Annotated in this window: 14 protein-coding genes; 7 read left to right on the forward strand and 7 right to left on the reverse strand. The window is 58.9% G+C overall.

Features of this window, described 5'->3' with window-relative positions; genetic code table 11:
• The first annotated feature begins 5 nt into the window (after nt 1-5).
• Nucleotides 6-3,308 (forward strand): DUF499 domain-containing protein, encoded by a 3,303-nt coding sequence (locus V473_RS04750; RefSeq protein ID WP_066601098.1) that lies wholly within the window; start codon nt 6-8, stop codon nt 3,306-3,308.
• Between the two features lie 166 nt (nt 3,309-3,474).
• On the opposite strand, the gene V473_RS04755 is transcribed toward V473_RS04750, so the two are convergent.
• Together V473_RS04755 and traA are read right to left on the reverse strand one after the other, a co-directional pair.
• Complete coding sequence (locus V473_RS04755) at nt 3,475-4,236, reverse strand: DUF6118 family protein (protein ID WP_066601099.1); 762 nt, start codon at nt 4,234-4,236, stop codon at nt 3,475-3,477.
• Between the two features lie 19 nt (nt 4,237-4,255).
• The gene (gene traA / locus V473_RS04760; protein ID WP_066601106.1) at nt 4,256-7,249 is read right to left on the reverse strand and encodes a Ti-type conjugative transfer relaxase TraA; all 2,994 of its coding nucleotides are present in this window, start codon (nt 7,247-7,249) and stop codon (nt 4,256-4,258) included.
• A gap of 173 nt (nt 7,250-7,422) precedes the next feature.
• Here traA and V473_RS04765 point away from each other — a divergent pair, with 173 nt between their 5' ends.
• A complete protein-coding gene (locus V473_RS04765) occupies nt 7,423-7,728 on the forward strand; it encodes a conjugal transfer protein TraD (RefSeq protein WP_066601108.1) in 306 nt (101 codons plus the stop codon).
• A gap of 22 nt (nt 7,729-7,750) precedes the next feature.
• Nucleotides 7,751-7,981: a conjugal transfer protein TraD gene (locus V473_RS04770; RefSeq protein ID WP_066605051.1), complete on the forward strand. Its 231-nt coding sequence runs from the start codon at nt 7,751-7,753 to the stop codon at nt 7,979-7,981.
• On the opposite strand, the gene V473_RS04775 is transcribed toward V473_RS04770, so the two are convergent.
• Both V473_RS04775 and V473_RS04780 read right to left on the reverse strand, forming a co-directional pair.
• The gene (locus tag V473_RS04775; RefSeq protein WP_066601110.1) at nt 7,978-9,492 is read right to left on the reverse strand and encodes a HEPN domain-containing protein; all 1,515 of its coding nucleotides are present in this window, start codon (nt 9,490-9,492) and stop codon (nt 7,978-7,980) included. The two genes, V473_RS04770 and V473_RS04775, sit on opposite strands and share 4 nt — an antisense overlap.
• A complete protein-coding gene (locus V473_RS04780) occupies nt 9,489-10,103 on the reverse strand; it encodes a hypothetical protein (RefSeq protein ID WP_066601112.1) in 615 nt (204 codons plus the stop codon). The genes V473_RS04775 and V473_RS04780 overlap by 4 nt, the downstream gene beginning before the upstream one ends.
• Nucleotides 10,104-10,259: 156 nt before the next feature.
• On the opposite strand from V473_RS04780, the gene V473_RS04785 reads away from it, so the two are divergent.
• A complete protein-coding gene (locus V473_RS04785) occupies nt 10,260-10,517 on the forward strand; it encodes a hypothetical protein (protein ID WP_082678971.1) in 258 nt (85 codons plus the stop codon).
• A gap of 498 nt (nt 10,518-11,015) precedes the next feature.
• Entirely contained in the window at nt 11,016-12,815 is a 1,800-nt protein-coding gene (locus V473_RS22760; RefSeq protein ID WP_082678972.1) for a GmrSD restriction endonuclease domain-containing protein, read from the forward strand.
• Nucleotides 12,816-12,912: 97 nt separating this feature from the next.
• Here the strand turns inward: V473_RS22760 and V473_RS04790 are convergent, their stop codons facing one another.
• Both V473_RS04790 and V473_RS04795 read right to left on the reverse strand, forming a co-directional pair.
• Nucleotides 12,913-13,233: a helix-turn-helix domain-containing protein gene (locus V473_RS04790; RefSeq protein WP_009820704.1), complete on the reverse strand. Its 321-nt coding sequence runs from the start codon at nt 13,231-13,233 to the stop codon at nt 12,913-12,915.
• Nucleotides 13,223-13,612 carry a type II toxin-antitoxin system RelE/ParE family toxin gene (locus tag V473_RS04795; protein ID WP_082678973.1) on the reverse strand — a complete coding sequence of 130 codons (390 nt, stop codon included), beginning with the start codon at nt 13,610-13,612 and terminating at the stop codon, nt 13,223-13,225. Before V473_RS04795 ends, V473_RS04790 begins: the two co-directional genes overlap by 11 nt.
• Nucleotides 13,613-14,058: 446 nt before the next feature.
• Here V473_RS04795 and V473_RS04800 point away from each other — a divergent pair, with 446 nt between their 5' ends.
• Nucleotides 14,059-14,274, forward strand: coding sequence for a helix-turn-helix transcriptional regulator (locus V473_RS04800; protein ID WP_066601119.1), 216 nt, complete (start codon nt 14,059-14,061; stop codon nt 14,272-14,274).
• The gene (locus V473_RS04805; protein ID WP_066601120.1) at nt 14,271-14,462 is read left to right on the forward strand and encodes a helix-turn-helix domain-containing protein; all 192 of its coding nucleotides are present in this window, start codon (nt 14,271-14,273) and stop codon (nt 14,460-14,462) included. The genes V473_RS04800 and V473_RS04805 overlap by 4 nt, the downstream gene beginning before the upstream one ends.
• Here V473_RS04805 and V473_RS04810 read toward each other — a convergent pair.
• Complete coding sequence (locus tag V473_RS04810; RefSeq protein WP_082678974.1) at nt 14,440-15,645, reverse strand: tyrosine-type recombinase/integrase; 1,206 nt, start codon at nt 15,643-15,645, stop codon at nt 14,440-14,442. The two genes, V473_RS04805 and V473_RS04810, sit on opposite strands and share 23 nt — an antisense overlap.
• Between the last annotated feature and the right edge of the window lie 3 nt (nt 15,646-15,648).

The raw sequence follows: 15,648 nt of genomic DNA on the forward strand, positions 1-15,648 counted from the left end.
CGGATATGGCTACGAATCACACCCGAACCGCAACGCAACGTGTCCGCGACGCGCTCGACCATTTGCCCACCGCGCTTTCGCCGTTCGTCGAGGGATGGATGAAGAAGAAGCACGGTGCAGACTGGCGTAAAGCGTCCAGCCGTGCAGGTGGCGGCGATCCCGATGGTCCGCTCGATGCCTACGGCTTGCTCAAGACAATTCTCGACAATTGGCGTTTCACTTTCGAGGATGCTTTCCAGCACCGCGATAGGCACCGCATCCGCAACTTTGTCTCGACGGCATTCGATGCACGCAACGCGACCGCACATCTGACTTTGCCGCTGCAAGATAGCGATGTGCTGCGCTATCTGGATTCGATCCACGAACTGCTGAAAGCCGTGAAGGCACCGGAAGCCGACACGGCGGCGATCAAGGCGCTGTATGACGAACAGCGGGTGTCCGGCGTGGCCGTCGCTCCACCTCCGCCGCCCACAGCACCGCAACTTGATTTGGACGCCGACGGCGGATCAAAGAAGGCGCTCAAGCCGTGGATTGAGGTCGCATTGCCGCACGCCGATGTGCTGGCCAATCGCTTCAAAGAATCAGAATTTGCGGCTGACTTGTTTGCCGTCGATGCCGGTTTGGCGACGGACGAATATACCCAGCCCGAAAGCTTCTACCGCATCACCTTTTTGACCGAAGGCTTGAAGCGCGTCCTGACGACCGCCTTGCAGCGTCTAGGCGATGTCGGCGGCGATCCGGTAATCGGCCTGCAAACCGCGTTCGGTGGCGGCAAAACCCACACGATGCTTGCCGCTTACCACCTAGCCAGCGCCGACAATCTAGACCTGCTCGACGGCGTGGGCGAACTTGCCGAAACCGCAGGCGTCACAAATTGGAAGCGCCCAAAAGTCGCCGTGTTCGTTGGGTCGTCAAAGGGCACCGACGCATCGCTGGTGATGAAGGACGGCCCGAAGGTCCATACCCTGTGGGGCTATCTCGCGTGGCGGCTCGCGGGTGACGCCGGTCTGGCGCTGGTGGCGGAATCGGAAGCGGCGAAGACCAATCCCGGCTCTGAAATCATGGTCGAAGTTTTGAAGCTGGCCGGACCTAGCCTGATCCTGCTCGACGAACTGGTCGCCTATGCCCGCCAGCTTCCCGACGATCGTTTCGAAGCCTTCTTGTCGTTCATCCAATCGCTTACCGAGGCGGCAAAGATGGTGCCGGGTGCGCTTATCATTGGATCGCTGCCTGAAAGCGATTTGGAGGCCGGTGGCGAGAAAGGCGCGCTCGCACTGCGGCGGCTGCAAACCGTGTTCGGGCGCGTGCATTCGCCCTGGCTCCCCGCGTCGGGCGATGAGACCTATGAGATCATCCGCCGTCGCCTTTTCCAGCCGCTTGATGCTGACGGCGAAAAGTCGCGCGATGAGACGGTCAAAGCCTTTCACGACCTCTACAAAAAGAACGCAGCCGAGTTTCCGCCAGAGGCCAAGGAGCCGCGCTATCTTGAACTGCTAAAGCTGTCCTATCCCATTCATCCAGAGCTGTTCGATCGACTCTCGAAGGATTGGGCCAGCCTCGAAAAATTCCAGCGGACGCGCGGCGTGCTGCGCTTCATGGCGAACGTCATCGGCGTGCTGTGGCACCAACAGGTGCGCGACCCCCTCATCACCCCTGCCCGCATACCTATTTCGCACGAACGGGTGCGCGCGAGCGTTCTCTATCCGCTCGATCCAGCGTTCGGTGCGGTTGTGGATAAAGAAGTCGATGGAGATGACTCGCTTGCCGCCCGTATGGAAGCCCGGAACCCTACCCGTCGCATATCGCAATCGCGGGCAGCAACACGCGCAGCGCGGGCCGTCTTCATTTGCTCCGCCCCGCTTGTCGGACAGCCCAACGCCGGATTGAACGGTCTTGGCCTGCGCCTCGCCTGCGCCGAACCCGGCGATCAGATCGCCATTTTCGGGGAAGCCCTGCGCGAACTCAGCGAACGCGCAACGTATCTATATGAAGAAGCGGGCCGCTATTGGTTTTCGTCATCGCCGACGCTGAACCGGCTGGCCGACGAACGAGCGCGGGCGCTGGCGGACTATGAGGTTGACGCCGACATATGCGCGTTTCTGCGGCAGGATGCCGGTTCTAAGGGTGGGTTCCACAAGGTCTTTGCAGCCCCGGACGATCCATCGACGATCGACGAAGCTATCGCGCTGTCGTTGGTCATTCTTGCGCCCGCCTCTCCGCATTCCGGGCGCGGTGTTGCGAAGAGCGTAGGCACCGAGGCCATCGGCGACGCGCTGACTCGCTGCCGTGCATCCCAACGCCGGTTCCGCAACACGTTGATGTTCGTTGCGCCTGATGAGGCGTTGTTGGCGAATGCCCGCGACGTAGTGCGGAAGGCGATGGCGTGGGAATCCGTGGTCAAGGATGACCGTCTGCAAGCCCAGCTTACCCAAGCCCAGAGCGGCGACACGAAAGATAAAGCCCGCAAGAACCGCGATGCTGCGGGCAAAGCTATCCGCGCGGCCTGGAACCACATCCTGTATCCGATCCAGAGCGACAAGCCCGGAACCCCATTCGATCTGGAACACATCTCCGTCGCAGCGCGCGAAAATGTGTCGATACCCGCAAGCGTCTACGAGAAGATCAAGGCCGATGGCGTCGCGAAGGAAAAGCTCGGCACTGAAACACTCTGGCTTAGCCTCAAGCCGATTTGGGCGAGCGAGCGCCCGCATCTGCTGATCTCCGAGGTAGCAGAGTGGTTTGCGTCCTATGTTTACCTGCCGAAGATCAAAGATAAGGTCGTACTCGAGCTGGCAATCCGCGACTCGGTGGGGAAGCTGGACGCGGCCTTTGGATATGCTGACCGTTATGACGAGTCGGCTCAGTCTTATGCCAATCTTCTGTGGGCCAAGACGCCACCAGAGTTCATGCCAAACACAGCGATCATCGTTCGCGAAGATGTCGTTAGGAACGAACTTGAAAAGATTGCTCCTGTAGCCGAACGCGATGGAGGCGGTCCGCAGCCGGAACCATCAAATTCCGGTGACGGTCCTTCCGGCGAACAAGCAGTCGGCGGGATCGCAGCCCCACAAAGCGTGAAGCGATTCTACGGCTCGGTAGAAATTGACATGGTGCGGCCGATCAAGGCGCTGGAGACCATTATCGAAGCTGTCGTGATGCAGCTCCAGCATTCATCCGGAGCTAAGGTGAAACTAACGCTGGATGTGGAAGCAACAACCGACAGCGGTTTCTCAGACGCAGATATCAGCGTAGTGCGGGACAATGCGCGTCAATTGAAATTCAACCCAGAATCGACTGGATTTGAATGAGACGCGCGGCCTGCTTCCATTCATATGGTCCTTTTTCTCTCTTCCATTAAGGGCAGGAGTGAATCATTTTCGGAAGCTGGATCGAAGCCGGATCACGGAACTTGCGCACAGTCTCGGTCTGCTAGCCAAAAATTGGCGGGGCTAAACCGGGACTTGGCAACGAGGTTCAGGCCGAAATCGGTTGCCGTATGCTGATGAGGCATCGCACCGGCTTGCCTGCTTTGGCGGCCGCCTTCTCGCACGCGGTAATAGTATCGCGGTTCTCGCGGGCTAGGTCGGCGGCGTCCACAATCGCCCGCCAGCCGTCCGGGTTCCCGGCGCGCATGAGTCGGATACCAGCATCCCATAACGATGCGTCGCCTAGCGCGCGGCGGGCCACACGTTCGGGCCAAAGCCAGCTTTGCGGGCCGATGCTGGCCGCCCAGCCGGGATAGATCATCCACAGAAGCGACACGGCCAGTGCCGCGCCTCCGCTGCAATAGAAAATCTGCCAGCGCTGTTCCTGCTTGGTGCGAACAGCGCCGACCGCACGCATCTGATCCGCATGGGCTTGGTGATGGAACTCCAGCGATTTCTTGATGGTAGCGCGGTCGGTCTCGCGTGCGGCGTGCGCCGCCTCGCCGATCCGCTCCGCCATGCCCTCCGGCGTCAACTGCATGGCGGGCGCCTCCATGATCTTTTTCGTCTGTCCCGCCAGCGTCGCGAGATAGCCGTTCATCTTGGCAAGCGTCGGCCCGTAGTCAGGAAATTCGAGACTCTGCTTCTCGACGGCGATATGCTCAAGCGCGCGGGCAATCACCGCCATGCGCCCTTCAAGCCGCTCCTCCATAGCGGCGACGCGCGCCGAAAGGTGCGCGAACGCCTCGGCGGCGGCGCTGGGCCGGGGTTCCGGCTTCGGTTCGTTCAAAAGGCTCTGCTCGTCGTCCATGTCATGGTCTCCTTGGGGGTTATCGGCTCATACCGCGACTGATGTCGCGTCCGTGATCGAAGGGAATGGAGGATGCGAGGTCGTGGGACAGGCTGCGGCCCGTCTGCTGGCCGATCTCAAGCCCCAGTTCGCGGCTGCGCAGGCCCAGCACCGATTCAAGTTGGGCATCGCGTTCGAGGCTTTTCGCCATGCCCGCCATCTGCTGCGCGGCGCTCTTCGCGCCCCGGAAATTGCCATCGCGCACAAGATCGGCATGATGGCGCTGCAACTGCTGCCACCCTTCCACGAAGCGGTCGGCGCGCTGGAAGGGGTCGATGCGGATTTCGGTCTCCAACTGCATCGCCCGCACGGCGGCCTGGCCGCGTCCCTCGGCGGCCTCGCGGACAAGCTCCGGGCTGCTGCGGAACGCGCTATTGAGGTCGGACGAACCTTCGGGGCGAATGGCGTCCAGAGCATCGCGCGCCCTGTCGAATGCCTCGCGTTGGTGCGGCATGGCGTCCAGACCCTGCACTCGTGTCTGGTGGATCGCGTCCAGCGCCTTGGCATAGCGCTCCACCGCGCCGCGTACGCCGCCCGCGCGAAGCGGCTGCGCATCATGTTCGTGCTGGTGCCGAACGGCCTGCTCCTGTGCGGGCGGTTCAGCCTTCGGCTGGAAGCCCGCGAAAATGTCGCGGTCCTGCTGCGGCGGGATAGTGGGCCGGAAACTGTCGAATATCCCCCGCGCTTTCTCGACAATCGGCCTGACGACTTCCGCAATCCGCTCGCCAAAGCTAATGCCGCGCCGTTCGGCATATTCCCTTGCTGGATCGGCTTGTCTGTAATCGGTGGCCATATCCTTGCCGCGCTCGCGTGAGAGCGTGCGGAGAAGCCGGGACTGATCGCGAAAATCGTCGCGGCCATAATGAAGCGCCATGCCATCACGATGGCGGGACATGGCGACATACGCCCCGTGACGATCCATCCCCGGCGTCGCCAGCACATGCGCCCTGTCCACGGTCATGCCCTGCGCCTTGTGGATGGTGGCGGCATAGCCGTGGTCGAGGTCGCGATAATCCTTAGTGTTGAACGACACGGAACGTCCGTCATCGGTGCGGACAGACATATGGCCTTCGTCCACATGTCTGATGGTGCCCAGCGTGCCATTCTTCACCTCCAGGCTACGCTCGTTGCGCAGGAACATGATGCGGTCGCCCGGCGCGAATAGGCGGTCCCCGCGCTCGGTCTTCACCTGGCGCTCGTCGCCCAATTCGCCCGCATTGCGCATCGCCGCGCGCGCAGCCTCGTTGAGGTCACGCACCTCCGCATTGGTGTGGGTGAGGATGATGCGGCTGGCGTCCGGATCGGCTAGCCGTTCGCTATCCCAGCGCTCGACAAGATCGCGGCGCGCATCTTCGCGCGTCTCGGCCTGATGCACCATGTACTTGTCGGCATAGGCGGCAATCGCCTCGCCGGTTCTGCCGGTCGCCAGATGCCGCGTGGCATCCTGCTGCCATCCTTCATGCTGGCGGCGAACCTGGGTTATCTCCACGCCGCCATGGCGTTCATGGATCGCGCGGAACGCCGCGCCCGCTTCGATCGACTGCAATTGCTGGGGATCGCCGACAAGAACGACCTTAGCGCCAACATCGGCGGCATGGGACAGCACGCGCTCCATCTGGCGCGTGCCGACCATGCCCGCCTCGTCGATCACCAGCACATCGCGGGCACTGAGCAAATCGCGGCCCTGCGCCCAGCTATGTTCCAAGCTGGCGATGGTGCGGGACGCAATGCCGCTTCCATTCTCAAGGCCCTCGGCGGCGATGCCCGCAAGCGCCGCGCCGCGAACATTCAGCCCCGCGCTTTCCCACACGTCGCGCGCCACGCCCAGCATGGCGCTTTTGCCGGTCCCGGCATAACCCAACACCAATGACAATCCGCGCTCGCCCGTTATATGGCGCAGTGCGGCTTCCTGCTCTGCTCCCAAGGCAAGGCCCGCACTCTCGGCGGTTCGCATGGCGTAGGTCGCCGCCGCCGAGAGACCATCGTTTCGGTCCATCGCCAGCCGGTCAGCGGCGCGGCTCATCCGCTGCTCGGTGTCGATCATATCGCGCGATGTGAACCGATCATCGCCGCGCCCGTCCTTGCCCAGTGCGATCAGGTCTGGCGAGCCACGCACTGCACGCATAGCGGCGTTGAACTGCTCTTGCCCATCGCTATGCCGGTGGATGAACATCGCCATGTCGCGGTTGGTGAAGGTCGCCTGCTGGTGGGTGATGGCGTTAAGAGCGATGCCGGGACCGGCGATGATGCGTTCGCCATTCTGCCGCGCGATCTCGCGGTGCATCTCGGCGCGATCGGCTTCCAGCCCCTGGGCCTCCATCCGGTGCGCGGGGCCGCCGATTTTGCTTTGCGGTTCGAGGTCGATGCCCTGATCGGCAAGGCTGCGGCGGTCGATGCGCGCGTCAATGTCGAGTTCGGCAAGCCGCGTGTTGACGTGGGTCTCCCAGCGTTCGCGCCAGCGCTCGACATTCTCTCGGGTATTCCATTCCCGCACCTTCGCCCAGAAGCCAGGGGTGCCGTCCTCGCGCGGCACAACCTCCCGCATGGTGAGCATGACATGGGCGTGCGGCTTGGGCTGGCCGTCCGCGCCTATGTCCCAATGCACATTGAGGTCGGCGATCATGCCGCGATCGACAAACTCGACAGACACGAAATCGCGGACCAGTTCGATGCCCTGCGCCTTGGTCATTTCGCGCGGAATGGCGAACTCGACTTCGCGGGCAAGCTGGGCGTCCTTGCGCTTCTCGAATGCCTCGACATCGTTCCAGAGGCGTTCGCGGTCGCGCCATTGTTCGGGCGCGCCTTCCGGCAACAGGATTTCGCTATGCTCGACGCCGGAGCGGGCGCGGAAATCTTGGGGCCGATCAAGGCGCTCATCGTGCAGGCGCTCACCTGCACGATAGGCAGCGGCAGAGACGGCGGAGCGGCCCGCCGCGCGAGAAATGACCTGAACGGAGAAATGGAAGATCGCCATGACGATCGTCCATCTACTACGCTCAAGCGTACGTCGGAACGACGTATAAGCGCGCCCTTCTCGAAAATTTCTCGGACGGGACTAGGCAGTGCCAGGCTGTCCCGGCGACTCTACTGCGCTTGCGGAGGGATCATCTTATCATAGCGCCATCGTCACTCAATGGAGACTTTGCGATGCGTAAACCTCGCGATTTTGATTCGGAACTCAAAGCCCTGGCCGACAAGGCCAAGGCGCTCAAGGAGCGGCGCGTGCGCCAGCTTGGCGAACTGGTGACAGCGACCGGGGCCGATACACTCGCCGCCGATATACTGGCCGGGGCGCTGCTCGATGCCGCCACGGTGAAGGACTCCGCGACAAAGGAGGGCTGGCGCAAGGCGGGCGCGGCGTTCTTTTTCGGCAAAGGCGGCAAGCCTGCGGGCGGACCTTCTGGCCAGCAAAGCGGCACTCTCCCGCTCGATGACGGCGCGGCATCGGCTTGAGGCACAAAAGGCGCGAACCGACATGCGGGACTGGGCCGTCGCACGACGTGAACGCACGCGGCACCTGATCGAATTGGGCGGCCTGGTCATCAAGGCGGGGCTGGTCGATCTGACCGACGATGACCGCTCGACGCTCTACGGCGCGCTCCTCACCGTCGCCGACCGTTTGCGCGGGGAAGAACGCGCCAATGCGCTTGCCCTTTGGAAGCGTAAGGGCAAGCGGGCCTTTGAGGCGGAACAGGACGGCGGTTAGCGCGATACAGACAAGCGCACATTGCTGTCCGGTTCTGCCCGATACTCGACCATCGCCGCTATGGGTGGGCTGCTCTTGTCGCAATAGCGCACGGTGATGACGCTCTCCCGGATCGCAGGACACAGGCCGGAGCCATAGAGAATGTCTGCCAGCGCGTCGAAGGTCGTTGCCTTGGCGCGATAGGCTCCGGTCCACCGCACTGTCCAAATGTCCTCGTTGGCCTTGACCCGGTAGCCCGCCCTTTGCGCAACGTCCATGACTGCGCCCAGCACCGTGTCCGCGCGCACGTCGAAGTCCAGCACGGCGGACAGGTCTGCCGGTTCGGAACGGACGGCCTGCGCAGACTTCACCCGCCCTAGCGTTGCCTCGGCACCTGCCATGAAGAAGCACAGGCAGACAATCGCCAAGGGCAGATGGTCAACCCAGTCTATGAACCTGTCGGAGCGCCAGAATCGGCGGACAGGAATGAGCCGATTCCATTGGCTTTGTAGCGGGGCGGCACGCCGCATGATTCGCCATGTCTGTTGCAGCATATTGGTGCGGCGCACAGGCTGGGAAAGCGCCACCGCCGTCGTCGGTCCTGCGGGCGGCGGAAGCATCGGCGCTGACAGGCTTTCGGCGAGCGAAGCCTGATGAACCGCGACAGCGCACGCCGCACGTTCTGCCAATATCTCCATCCGGTCGAACGCCCATGCCAGTTCCTCACCCGAAATGCGGTAGGATCGCCCATAGCGTGCTTCGACATAGGCGCGGCGGATGCAGCCGAAAGCGCGCCGCTCGAACCGCCTGTCGCGCGGCCACGCCGAACACAGGCGCGCGTCTAGCGCTTCCGCCGCCTCGCGCAGTTCATCCAAAGCATGGGTGCGTGGGGCGTGCAGGCTGATCGACCACAAGACGGACAGATAGAAATGCTCGCACGCCTGATGCAGCATCAGCGCCGCCATCGGCGCATCGCCCCGGTTCCGATAGAAAGCCGCGCCTGCCAGAAAGCCGGTTCCGCGCTCATGCCACCGGATGAACTCCGCCACACCTCGAATAGCCCGTTCCCGCGCTGGAAGGTGACGCGGCTCTTTCAGCCGCAAACCGTCCATCTGGTAAAGCGCGATGCCCTGCTCGGCGATGGTGACGAAATGCGGGACGCCTTCGACAAGAGCGCCGTTGATCCGCTCAAGGCTTTCCACGGATAATCGCACCGGGCGGGTGATCTCGCCACGCTCCCATGCGCGGCGGAGCCGATCACGCACCAGCCGCCAGTCGCGTTCGCTGCGGGCCAGGCGGGGATAGTTGACAATCGCCAGCAGGCGGAACGCTTCTCCTGGCGCGATCTCATCCCAGTCTTTCTCGGCATGGGGGCCATGCAGGATCAGGGTGAGGATGCGGCCCGCTCGGATATGTTCTGAGCATCGGCCTTTGGTTGTTTCCTCGAACGCCTCGAACAGGATCATGGTGACGTAAAGAAGTTCCTCCCGGATCGGTGCTGGCAGATGGTCGGCGTCGGTGCGCAGCATCATGACCGCGCCTCCTGTGGACGGCGCTGGCAACCCTTCGGGCGCGGATGGCCGGTCACGTCATGCACACGATCCACCAAGTCACGGACAAGGGGTGTGATCGTGGCGGGAATGAAGCCGCCCGTGCGGGGCCGGTCTTCCTCCCAATCATGATAATGATAGCCCCATTTCCAATAGGGCGAGAGAACCCCAGCCAGCCGCGCCATGTTGGGGCAATCATGACCAAAGCCGCAGGCATTGGCGTAGGCCAGCGCCTTGGCGATGTCCTGCTTGATGTGGCTCGCGTTCCACGCATCGGCAAAGCCCACGTCCAGCAGATAGGCGCACAGGGCCTGCTGGGTCACGAAACCGGCCTGATGCATCGCTTCTTTTGCATGTCGCGGCTCGATGAGCAAATGCGCTTCCAGCGTGGTCATCCACCGTTCCGCATTGTGATAGCGGAAGCGGCTGATGCTCCGGCCATCTTTGGTCCGCTCGATCTTCGCGGGTTCATCTTCGTAGTGTTGGTGAAGCGCCGCCAGTGCGCCACCCCAAGGCGAGGCAATCGCTGACGTGGCAACCGGCGCGATAGCCAATCCGCGCAGGAGGGCGCGGCGGGATCTGGAGACAAGCATATGCACCTCCGTTCCGCATCCGTCGCAAGGACATGAGATATGACGGGCGGATACGGAACGGTCCCGGCACTCCCACCTGATTCGCGACGCAGGTCGCGCAATAGCCCTTCGAGAAAAGCCATTGCATGATATACGCCATCGTTTAATCAGTAAACGATGGCGTATATTCAAATAAACGGTGGCGTCAATGGGTTTGATTTGGAAAGTGAGACCGTACCCGATAGCGACAAGTCGATGGGACGCCCGCCACTTGGAATGAAGCCGACGACGATCAGGCTAACCACCGACACTATCCGTCGTATCGAGGCGCTTGTCGGCAACCGCAGGCTTGCCCTGTTCATCCGCGAGGCGGTGGAGAACGAATTGCAGCGCCGCGAAAATCCGGAAACGCATAACGGCCAGAACCATCCCTGATGGAGAGTGTTTGGTTGCTTTCGCGAGACCACTCTCAAAACTGGAAGTGATTTGCTGACGGCCCCCGAGACGGCAAAGTCATACGGCACCAAGTTTGGTGACATTGGGGCAAACCCGCTGTTTCTAATCGAGATTGATATTCTAGCTGACAGTGCAGGTCCTCCAGACACAAAATACATCACGGATTAAAAGCATGAGTATGAGCGACCGCACATCTCGGAATTGCCTTGTCGCCTAAATTGAAGCGGCGGGGGTGGTTTATGATCATTTCCGTTTTGCCGACCGCTATTTCGCTTTCCGACATCAGCGGTCATTTTCCGGATGATGTAAACATTGCTCTTGGCTAAAGCCGCGTTTAGCGAGCATGATCATGAACATACGTCGGGTGTTGACGGCCGCAACGGTCAAGCGGGCAAGGCTCGTTAACGGCAGACTGTTGGCAGTAGGGGCGAGTTCATAAAATCAGGTGTTTTTCACCAACAGCTATAGAGGCGGGGAATGCAGAATAACCTTAATATCAGAGGCGAACCGATTCAGTCGGTTTATTCTGGCTTTAGAAAAGGCCAATATGTTGTAAATCGTCGGTACCAGCGGAAGCTGGTTTGGAAAAAATATGAAAAACAAAAGTTCATTGATTCCATTATAAAACAATTTCCTGTTCCTCTTTTTCTTGGCGTTTCTTTTATTGATACGAAAAAGGGAACATGTTTTGAAATTTTAGACGGGATGCAGCGCCTGGAAGCGATAACATCATTCATTGAAGGACGTTTTAGCGTAAATTGCCGCTATTTCGACCTATCCGTTATATCGGAAACGAATGATCTTCTTAAAAGCGGGTTGCTTCGTCAAAACAACCCTGTTTTAGATCGCGATACTTGCTCTGCGATTCTGAGTTATCCACTACCGATCTCTACTACAGGGTATTCAAGTTCAGCTGACGTGGACGAGACGTTCCGTCGCATAAACACTGGGGGAGTTCGCCTTTCACGGCACGAGGTACGACAAGCGGGCGCTTTAAGCGAGTTCGCTCAGCTTGTTCGACGGTGTGCAACCTATATTCGTGGAGATTCCTCTCACCTCGATATTGTCGATTTGAGAAATATACATGAAATTTCTCTTACACATGACGATCTGGATTATGGGATAAAAATCCGCAGGACATTTTGGAATGCATTTCACATATTAACTGAAGAAAATATTCTCGCTTCTCGCGACGAAGAACTAATCGCTCACACTCTTCTTTACATACTTTTCAAGGAGAAATCGCAGACCTCATCGAAATATCTCGACTCTGTCTACTCACCGTCAAATACAGCGAGTGATCAAGCGAGTGATGCTGTTCTTAAATCTGGCATAGACAACTTATATAAATATTTCTGTCATACTTTTGATGTGTTAAAAAGCGTATTTGAGGAAGGCAATACGAATCTTGCTCAGCACCTGTATACAAATGATGCTCAGAAGATAGGGCAAGCCTATCAAGTGATATTTTTAGCTGTTTATCACAAATTAATAAATGAAAATAAGATCATCCAAAATAAGGCAAAATTGAATAGCAAGCTGGAGAATATTGCTACAGACTGTATGGGAATTCTTTTTAAAGATGTAAAATGGCTTAATAGCCATAGATCTCAGTTAGTCGATGCCGTTTCTGGGGTTATTGGAGATTGTTTTGATAATAGTGGAAGTGCAGATCCAGCCACGCAATCATGGTTAGAAAATTTTGAGAACATACTTAATCAATCCAGAACTGAGAATGTTTGCTATGATTTCAAATGCGGAATCCACGATTTAAGAAATGATGTACAAAAACAACCCGATGACATTTCAAAAATAGTCAAGACGCTTTGCGCAATGCATAATTCTCACATTGGATCAAGCTACATTTTGTTGGGCGTTGCAGATACTGATAAGGCAGCTTTACGTCACGAGCAGCTTTATGGATATAAGGCCAAGGGCTACGAAGAATTTAAAGTTGTAGGCGTAGGCGACGAAGCTAAAAAACTGCATAAAGACATCGATGGATACCAACAGTATATTTTTCAAAAAATTGAATCCTTAAACATAGACGATTCTTTTAAAAGAAACATTACACGGAATGTTAAATTTATTAGGTATTATGATAAGGATGTGGTCGTATTCAAAATTGATCGAATGCCTAAGCCCGCCTTATTTGATGGAAATGTCTTTGTAAGAAAGATAGCTAACGTTGACCCCAATCCAGTTCGTCAAGAATTTATGTTTGATTTTTATGAGGAGTTCAAAGCTCAGGGCCAACAGTACCCATATCAATCCTAGGATATGGGAATTGCTTGATTAGGCACGGGCGCAAGATTTCCAGAAGCCCTGAGTTGGTCACTGATATGCGACAAACAGGGATTTCCGGCAGGAACAGCTATGCGACTGCCTGCAATCCTTTACGCTGAATAATGGACAGAAGACGCAGTGCAGGCCCACCGGGACGCTTCACACCGCGTTCCCAATCCGACACGAGATTACGCGAGACATTGAGATAGGCGGCGAACACCGGCTGTGAGACGTGCTCGCGCTCGCGGATCGCCCGGATTTCGTCGCCTGCCAACGCCGGGGCCGGGGCGAGGCACGCTTCGTCGAAGGTGCGTAGCGTCGCGCGTGACACCACGCCCGCGTCATGCGCGTCGCTCATCATTTCGTGGATCGCGCCCGCGATCTCGCTGCGATAGCCTTTATCCTTCATCGTCGTTCCCATTGTCGATCTCCACCAGCGTTCCCGACGCCACCAACCGATCCAGTTCCTTGCCGCTCCATTCCAAGGCCTCGGCAGCCGCTTCGCGCAGCAGGGCCAAGTCCGCCTTGGATATGTTCGCTTGTGCGCTCTTGGCGAAGCCGAAAGCGAATATTGCCCGGTCGCCCTGCCGGAATAGGATCAGCGTGCGATATCCACCCGATTTCCCCTGACTAGCGCGGGCCACGCGCTGCTTGATGACGCCGCCGCCAAGATCGGCGTCCACCAGACCGCTTTCCGCGCGGTCCACCGCATCCTGCAACGCCGCGTCGGTGATACGCTCCTTCCGCGCAAAACGAGTGAACCATCCGTTTTTGAATATGCGCGCGATGGCCGACCTCCTGCTCTAACCGCAATATATAACACATAGCATTATATTTCAATGTGCGCTCGGATGTGCCGCTGCTGCACGGCCTTCTTGACAACGAACCTCATACGATCAAGCATTTCGTTGCTTCATCACATCTGCGGACGGCCCCTAAGAAAGGAATGTCCTCATGACCGACTCGGCCTGACGCCCATTGTCACCGCTCAGAACGGGCGGCTGTAAGCGCTGGCGAGCCTAGTCCTGGCACAAGGTGAGACAAAATTTTCACCGATCGCGTTCGGTGATCCGCCTACGCCAATTTCCGCCTTCTTTCGCCACTGTCCGCAGTCCGCCGCCAGCGTCTCCCGGTAGCTAACAGATGTTTGCAAGCCGCCCTCTTGTCGGGGACCGCAAGGCATCCAATGCTCATCGTCGGGGGCGTGCAAACGACGAGATGAAGAGATTGCCCCATGAACAATGTTGATCGCATTATTCGATTGAAAACCGTTCTGGCCCGCACCGGGCTTTCCCGCTCCACCCTTTATCGCAAGATCGCGGACGGGACATTTCCCGCTCAAATCCGGATCAGTGTTCATGGCGCTGGCTGGCGCGAGTCCTCAGTGAACCGCTGGATCGCCGATCCTGTCGGCTATCGCGAGGGGCAAGCCGGGAGCCATGTCCGATGACCGCGCAACTACCACCCGAACCCATCTGCGTCCGCGTCAATGAGGCGGCGCGCATGATCGGCGTCGGCCGCACCAAGTTCTATGAACTGATAGCGGCCGGCGAGGTCGAAACAGTTAAGCTCGGCAAGGCTACCCGCATCACCACCGCCAGCCTGCATGATCTGGTCAGGCGGCAGCGCGGCGCGTAGGCGGCGGGGACTCGGCAGCCGCGTCCCCGTCTCTTTTTGCGGGCTCTTTGTCCAGGTAATCGGCCCAACGCGCCATGAGATTACGGCGCTTCTCGAAAAAGTCGGTGCGCCTATAGGCGGCTTCGACTTTGTTCGGCAATTTGTGCGCGAGGGCTTTATCGGCAACCTCCTTGGGGAAACGGGTCCGTTCCGCTACCCAGTCGGTGAAGGAGGAGCGGAAGCCGTGGACTGTTATCCCAGCGATCCCGTCATCTCGTAACAGCTTGGTCATGGTCACATCGCTGATCGGCTTTGCGCCGTTGAGCGAGAATACAAGGCCGGTGTCGCTAGTGCGCTCGTCCCACCGTTTGCGTAGCAACGCTACAGCGGGCGCGGACAATGGCACGATATGGGTCTCCCGTGCCTTCATCCGTTCGCCTGGAATGGTCCAAATGGCCTTGTCCAAGTCGAACTCTGTCCAGACGGCAAAGCGCGTCTCGTTGGAGCGGACGGCATTGTAGATGGTAAAGCGCAATGCGTCCCGGCCCGTTGTCGGCGCTGCCACCGCCAGCTTCTGCATAAGCGCCGGAACATCGACATAGGGCATGGCCTCCATATGACCGCGCTTGTCGTTCTGGCGTGGAAGTCCTTTGCGAACGGAACGCAGCGACACTTCCCCCGGCACCCAGCCTTTGACGTGCGCGAAATCCAAAACAACGCTTATGCGTTGTAAGATGCGCCGGGCAGTTTCCGGAATTTCGAGCCAGATCGGCGCGAGCGCCTCGACCACGCAGGCGCTATCCACCTGATCCACCGGCGTCTTGCCGATCTTCGGGAACAGGTGCTTTTCGAAGCTAGCAAGCCACTTCGCATGGTGTCCGTCATTCCAGCCTTCGCGTAAAGTCTCGTGGCAAGTCCGAGTCGCGGCTTCGAAGTTGGGCACGATCTTTCGCGCCTTCCGCCGCTCGGCGACTGGATCGAAGCCCTCTCGGACTCGGCGACGTAACGCTGCTGCTGCTTCGCGCGCCTCGGCTAGCGATACGTCCAACGCTGATCCTAGCCCATAGTCACGGCGTTGGCCGTGTTTCTGCATTCGAAGAACCCATGTCCGCGCCCCGCTGTCCTTCACGAGCAGACAAAGACCTCGACTATCGGTATGGCGACCGGGTTTCGCGTTTTTAACTTTCAAAGTTGTCAGCGCCATCAG

It is taken from the genome of Sphingobium cupriresistens LL01, assembly GCF_001046645.1.
Taxonomy (GTDB): domain Bacteria; phylum Pseudomonadota; class Alphaproteobacteria; order Sphingomonadales; family Sphingomonadaceae; genus Sphingobium; species Sphingobium cupriresistens.